The organism is Caballeronia calidae (assembly GCF_900044055.2).
Lineage (GTDB): Bacteria > Pseudomonadota > Gammaproteobacteria > Burkholderiales > Burkholderiaceae > Caballeronia > Caballeronia calidae.
Genome location: NZ_FCOX02000153.1, coordinates 1 through 6,410, shown reverse-complemented (window position 1 = coordinate 6,410; position 6,410 = coordinate 1). Strand labels below are relative to the sequence as shown.

At 55.5% G+C, this 6,410-nt stretch carries 5 protein-coding genes; 4 read left to right on the top strand and 1 reads right to left on the bottom strand.

Translation table 11 applies throughout. The annotated features are described in order from the left end of the window. Positions 1-436, top strand: a 436-nt coding sequence (locus AWB78_RS40970; protein ID WP_157697842.1) for a transposase, incomplete at its 5' end; no start/stop codon positions are given. Between the two features lie 1,114 nt (positions 437-1,550). On the opposite strand, the gene AWB78_RS40960 is transcribed toward AWB78_RS40970, so the two are convergent. Continuing rightward, positions 1,551-1,811 (bottom strand): hypothetical protein, encoded by a 261-nt coding sequence (locus AWB78_RS40960; RefSeq protein WP_062612818.1) that lies wholly within the window; start codon positions 1,809-1,811, stop codon positions 1,551-1,553. Positions 1,812-3,382: 1,571 nt separating this feature from the next. On the opposite strand from AWB78_RS40960, the gene AWB78_RS40955 reads away from it, so the two are divergent. From AWB78_RS40955 to AWB78_RS48000, 3 genes are all read left to right on the top strand, one after another. Beyond that, complete coding sequence (locus tag AWB78_RS40955) at positions 3,383-4,636, top strand: sensor histidine kinase (protein WP_062612816.1); 1,254 nt, start codon at positions 3,383-3,385, stop codon at positions 4,634-4,636. 5 nt (positions 4,637-4,641) lie between these two features. Further along, a complete protein-coding gene (locus tag AWB78_RS40950; RefSeq protein ID WP_062612815.1) occupies positions 4,642-5,631 on the top strand; it encodes a response regulator in 990 nt (329 codons plus the stop codon). A gap of 173 nt (positions 5,632-5,804) precedes the next feature. Continuing rightward, on the top strand, positions 5,805-6,335 hold the full coding sequence (locus AWB78_RS48000) for a hypothetical protein (protein ID WP_198399472.1): 531 nt from the start codon (positions 5,805-5,807) through the stop codon (positions 6,333-6,335). Positions 6,336-6,410: the final 75 nt, after the last annotated feature.

Here is a 6,410-nt window from a genome sequence, read left to right as displayed (position 1 = left end):
GGCCGAACGGGGTAACTGTGCTGCCGACAGCGGCCAATTGCCGATCGTTCTGGCGGCGGTAGCGCGCGACGCCGGGGCCGCCCCCAAGCAAGTCCTTGCCGATGCGGGCTACCGCTCGGAGGCGACGTTCGAACAATTGCGCGAGCACCCCGCCGAGTTGATCGTGGCGCCCGGACGCGAGGGCAAGAAAGAGGTGAAGGTCGATGCCCGGAAGCGCCCGCTATGCGCCGCGATGGCCGACAAGTTTACTTGTGCGCAAACTCAGGCGGCCTATCGAAAGCGCAAATGGCTGTCCGAACCGCCGAATGCCTGGGTAAAGAGCGTTCTCGGATTTCGACAATTCAGCATGCGTGGACTGGCCAAGGCACAGGCCGAATGGAAACTCGTCTGCGCGGCGCTGAACCTACGCAGAATGTCGAAAATGACGCCTGCGTAAGTCCCGAAGGGGACAACATTGCCCTGATTTCGCCGCCGGGAAAGCCACTTTTGCGCGCAATGGCGGGCCAAACCGCAATCGGCGTTGACGCCCGCACGATGTGGCGTCAGTACCGGCAGCTCAAATTCTGTCTGCCGCGCGGATTCCTAGCAGTTGAGTGCGCCTTCATCGGCCTACCACAGATCCATCGAACAGCTCCAACCGCCACAAGGGGTCTGTAATCCGTGGGTTAGGCAGGCGTGTGACGCGTCACGAAGCTTTTTTACTGCCCCCCGGCCCCTGCATGCAAAGTTGTTGCCTCGACAAAAACAGCCACCTGTCACTGCTGATCATTTCGAGCGTGAGGCGCGCGGCTATCAGCCTGCCGCAGAGGGCCATTCTGAATTGCGATGGTAGTTCGTTATTCGCTTTGTGCGAAAATACGATGCATCTTGGTAATTTTTTGACAAACAAGAAGTCCGTGCGATATATCCCAAATTCCTGGGGAGCAAGCGATTCGAGACGGGAGCCCGGCCGAGCATGACCCAACATGGCCGCCCAAAACCCCTCGGGGCCCAGAACCCACCGAGGCCCAATCCGCGATGCCTGCCGCTCGCCCATTAACGCAGTGTGCGGATCCGCAAGACACGGCTCTCGTACACGTCGCGCAGCCGTGCCCAGACCTTGCGACGGCTGCCACTGAAAGGCAAAGCCACGCGATCATCGCCGAATAGCATGCAGGTCGGCATCTATATCAGGTTATTTCGGATAATCGCGTGTCCCACCGGACGGCTCGCCCCCGCATACTGCGCCAATCACGGCGCGCCAGTATCAGCGCCACCGTCGCCTCGATTGTTTCTAGACCCACGAATGGCAGTCCCCCAGCGGCGCACCAATCGAGCGCCGCGCCCGAGCGGCTGCGACACATTGGGAAGACCATCGGCCCGCACCCGCTCCCAACATCCGACTTGCGCTGAATCACTTCCTGGGAGACAGGGCCAAAGACCATATATCTGTGCGGGGCACTTCCGTTCGCGTTTTTGTGATTTTACAAACCAGATTATTCGAAAACGTGAGCAACGAGCCCAATAACAAGCACGCGCGCCAAATCGCAATAAGACACATCGGTGACCGCTCAAAAATGAGACGATGTCGCACTCGACGCCCTGATGGCGGAATATCGGTGTCTGGTTAACAGATCTTGGGTCATTTGTTCCGCATCGGCATTTCGACGCAACACGCTACCAATCGCGATCAGTGCAGTGAAATCGTCCGGCGTAACATGCCCGACGACCTCCGCTAGGATCTCTGCGTAGGCGGGCAGTGCGTCCGACGCAGCAAGGGAGAAGCTGTCAGCGTCTTGTTGGATCAACGCTAAGATCTGCTGGACTGTCATATAAAACTCCTTGCACGGGGCATAAATGTGTTGGCAAGCACGAGAGCGCTTATGGTGTGAGCGCTTGCTTGTCTCGATACATGCCTGATACAACGAGGGACGTCTTGATCCACCGTACGTTAACTCACTCGGGATAATTTGTAACCTGTCAGGGCTGACAGCAATAAAAACAACAGGGGCCTGCGAGCGAGCCGGAGCGCAGTGAAAAGCATTTGCGCGGCCTACCCGCATCAAGACACCCAGGCATCGTAGCAGAATTTTCCGATTGCTTTCTTAGAAGACGTCACCAATCTTGAATACTCCTTCTAAAATCTGAGAGCACCTTAACGGAGAACATTAGTAGCGGTTTTAGCCATCTAGAGATGTAACTTTTTGTAATACTCCCTTCTAGAGGCGCACAATTTTTGTCCGAAAGGCTCGCATCCTTTAGTCCCGTATCCAGCCTTTTGGCTTACCCCTTAATTAACACCATAACTCGAAAAGCAACGAAATAACAATGAGTTATGCATTTGTCTAGCAAAACATGGGGCATGAAATCCAGACTTTAGACAAATAAGCCCCAACGAAAACGCCCTTTTTTGGTGCAGCTAGACTCGATTTGACGTTTGAATTGACGCAAAGCGCATTAGACTTGATCACTAAATCTCACGAACAAAAATCATCTAATTAAAACATGACCGGATTGACGCGGGCGGATCTTGCGGCGGATCTTTTGAACGGGCATCGGCTCACGATTGATGCCCTACTTTTTTAACGCGCTATAAAAACTCACAAATCTTGACCCATGACCGCCAGCAGGCGCTTTACATTAAGTTGGGTTCGGCAATACGGCGCCGTGCGCTGAGCTTGCGTCTCGCGTGGAGGCGACGTGCACGCCCTGAACTACCTTAAGCGCCAAGCGTCCTCCATGAATCCTCTGGTAGACCGAGAGTACGCGGGGCGCCGAGCGAAAGATGCCACCGCCCCAGAACACACGCATCGGATAACACGCGCCGTCCGCGCGAATTCAGGGCGTTCACCACCTTTTTAAGGTTTGCTTGGTATCCATCTGAGTCGCCCGCCCGCTCCATGTGTCGCCCCAGACCAACATTGCGCCACCGCTGGCGCGTCACCACATACTGTCAGATGCAACAGTGTCGCGCTGCCTGTCACTATAGGCATAATGCACGCGCTGACCTACCGTTGCAGACGCCCCGCTCATTGGGACAACCCGCCGCCCCTACCCCCGACGGCGAAGACGGTACCACGCCAGGCGCAATACCCTTTACGCCTGCCGGCCCGCGGTTAAACCGACCGATCATGCGTGCGGCCATGGCTTCCCCTCGGCCGTCTCCGTCTGAAGTGCTCCTAGGCGATTTTCCTGGGCGCCAACACTCGCGCCTCTCACGTCCCGCACGAGCGATACCCCCTGTTGGCATCGAGGCAAACGCGAGAACAGGCGAGCTCAACCGTATGGATACGCCGCCGCCAAGCATCCTAATCCTCACTGCGACATTTTTTGCCGGAGTCCAGCTGTGCGCAAACTATTTATCGCATGCCTGAGCCAGGCTTTCGAACCAGCAGCGAGAAATATGGAGTATATCGAAAGACGGCTTCAAGCCTTCGCGATTTTGGCCGTGGTTGGCTTCCCACTCTATTACTTTGTTTGGCACGACCTCTTTCCCCAGCATTATGAAAATTTGTCACTGAGACTCATCGGCGCGGCTTTATATTTCCCGATCATTTTCAGCGATCGCTGGAAAGGCAAAGCGCGTCGATACCTAATCTACTATTGGCACGCCGTCAGCTTATATGCGTTGCCATTCTTTTTCACCTTTATGCTTTTGAAAAACCACATGGCCAACGTCTGGCTGGAGAGCGCGCTCATTGCGGCGTTCGTCATGGTGATGCTGTTGGATTGGCTCACATTACTTTTACACTTTGTGCTCGGCAGCGGTTTAGCCTACCTCGCTTATCGTCTCACGGGCGACCCCACCCTGCCGAGTCTATCGGATCTGGCCCACCTCGCGATTTTCTCCTTCGCCATGACGCTCGGCGCTTTATGCAACTATGACGCGGAGCGCATTCGCATCGCCCAACAAAAGGCCATGCTTGCGACCGCCGGCAGTCTGGCCCATGAATTGCGGACCCCGTTGCTCGCCATTCGTACGGGCGCGGCCGGCCTGGCCCACCACTTGCCGATCTTGATTGAGAGCTACACATTGGCGCGCGCCAATTCGTTGCTCGTCCCGGCGATCCGTCACTCGCACTTGAATGCCATCCACGGCGCACTGGAGCGCATCGAACAAGAGGCGCTTCACTCTAGCGCCATGATAGACATTTTGCTCACCAACGCCCGCATCACCGCCTACCCCCAACATGATGACACGCATTGCTCGGCCGCCGCATGCGTGCGTCTGGCGCTCCAGCGCTTTCCCTTCCGCGAGGGCGAGCAAACGCTCGTCTCTTGCAATCTGGAGGCGGATTTTGAGTTTTTAGGCTCCATGATGTTGATCGTTCATGTTTTATTCAACTTGCTCAAAAACGCCCTCACTCATATGAAACGGGATATTAGAGACAGCATATGCATCACGCTGATGCCACAAGCCAACAAGAATTACCTCGTGTTTCGCGACACGGGCGAAGGCATTCCCGCCCAACGCCTGCCGCATATCTTTACACGCTTTCATACCACGTCTGACCAACCGCATACGTTTGGCGCGGGCGCCGGCATCGGCCTGGCCTTTTGTCGCGATGTCATGCGCGCCTGCAATGGCGCAATTGAGTGTCACTCAGTGGCGGGAGAATACACTGAATTTATACTTTCCTTTCCTACTGCAAAATAAACCCTATGAAAAAATTAGAAATCGCCCCCTTTCTCTTTCCCACCACCGTGGTTTTTGTCGATGATAGTGCCAGGTTCCTCGCGAACTTGGCCCTGCAGTTAGACGAAAAACTCGCTTTTCGTCTATTCGATTCTCCCAAACACGCGCTGGAGGCCATCAATCAGCAAAGCGGGCTGCACACGAGGGCTCAATTTTTCGCTCGTCATGAAGCCGAAGATCCCGGGGCGCACGAACTCATTAAAATGAGCGTCGAGTCGATCGGTCAGCAAATTCATGATACGCAACGCTTTGCGCGCATCTCGACGGTCGTGGTGGACTATGATATGCCCGGCATGAATGGGCTGGAGTTTTGTCGCAATATTCAAAATCCCAACATCAAGAAAATTGTGTTGACCGGCGTGGCGGATGAACAGGTGGCGGTCAAAAGCTTTAACGAGGGCCTGATAGATTGTTTTTTACAAAAACAATCGCCCGAGGTCGTTCAGGTACTGACGCAGACGCTAAAAAATCTACAGCACGCGTACTTTGAGCGGCAGTGGCAAGCCTTGGCGGATACCCTGGAGGTGACGGATTTCAAATTCTTGCGCGATGCACGCCTGGCCCAGGTCATTCAACAGATTTTCACCGCGCGTGAAATCATAGAGCACTATATCTGCGCCCGTCCAGATGGGTTGATGATGCTCAATAGCCGCGGAAAGGCCGCACGACTGATCGTCTACACCGAGCAAACGCTACAAGCGCTCCGCGAAATTGCACGGGATCAGGATGCCCCGCCGGAATTCATCGCCGCAATCGATCAAGGCCACACGCTGCCTTTTTTTCCCAGCGCCGATGGCAATTATCAGCCACGCTTTGAGCCGTGGCAGGCTTATATGCACCCCGCGCAGGTCGTACACGGCGATACAACCTACACCTACGCCGTGGTGGATCATATCGAGTATGACGTGCCGCTGCCCTTCGATCATTACCTCGACTACCTCGATCAGCAGCCATAGTCCTCCACAAGCGCCTGGCCGTGCAGGCAACGCCTGCGCTCGTGAAACCTGCCGCGATAAATGGCGTAAATGGCGCTCGTTTGCGCCACGCACCTGCAATGGCATCGGGCGCTTAAGACACAGCGCCTTACAGGCACTTTGCGCCTCGCGGCAGCGCTTACGTCAACCCTGGCATGATCACGCTTGATCACGCCGCAATCCGGCTGATTAGGTCAAACTTGCCACACCTTGCAGCAGCGCACAAGGTGTGGACGCCGTACGCGCGCTCGTGCTCAGTCGCTGAGCACGAGTGCTTTTTTTATCATTTGCGCCCGACCGGTCCCGCTTGCGCACCGTCTGGTGGCGTTCTCGAGGAAAGATTGTTTATCCGCCGCGGACATATGAACGATTCGTTTTACGCAACGGACTATCTGGTAGCAGGCGTGGTCGTCGGCATACTTGCAGGCGCAGCAGGCGTGCCGCTCGTCGCGACGCTTCTCGATCGGCTCCCCGGGGTGTATACCATTAATGCCTGGCAGATCTTAGCCCTCAGCTTCGCGCTTCTCGCCATTCTTTTATTGTTTAAGCCTCTTCTGTCGTTGATTTTCGATTTATGCTCAACACCGCGCTTAGGAAAGGAATTCATCATCGCTTCGCTCGTTGGCCGCTTGATTGGCATTAGCCTCGGCCTGCTCCTCGGCATATCCCTGACGGGCATGACCTAGTGCGACATGAAGTCGCGTATGCAATTGTTTTACCCAGCCGAAAGGCTGGTCAGGAAACCGGTCGTTCCGTCGACC

Coding starts and splice junctions, on each gene's coding strand:
- AWB78_RS40960 (WP_062612818.1), bottom strand. CDS start 1,811: ATGACAGTCCAGCAGATCTTAGCGTTGATCCAACAAGACGCTGACAGC.
- AWB78_RS40955 (WP_062612816.1), top strand. CDS start 3,383: ATGGAGTATATCGAAAGACGGCTTCAAGCCTTCGCGATTTTGGCCGTG.
- AWB78_RS40950 (WP_062612815.1), top strand. CDS start 4,642: ATGAAAAAATTAGAAATCGCCCCCTTTCTCTTTCCCACCACCGTGGTT.
- AWB78_RS48000 (WP_198399472.1), top strand. CDS start 5,805: ATGATCACGCTTGATCACGCCGCAATCCGGCTGATTAGGTCAAACTTG.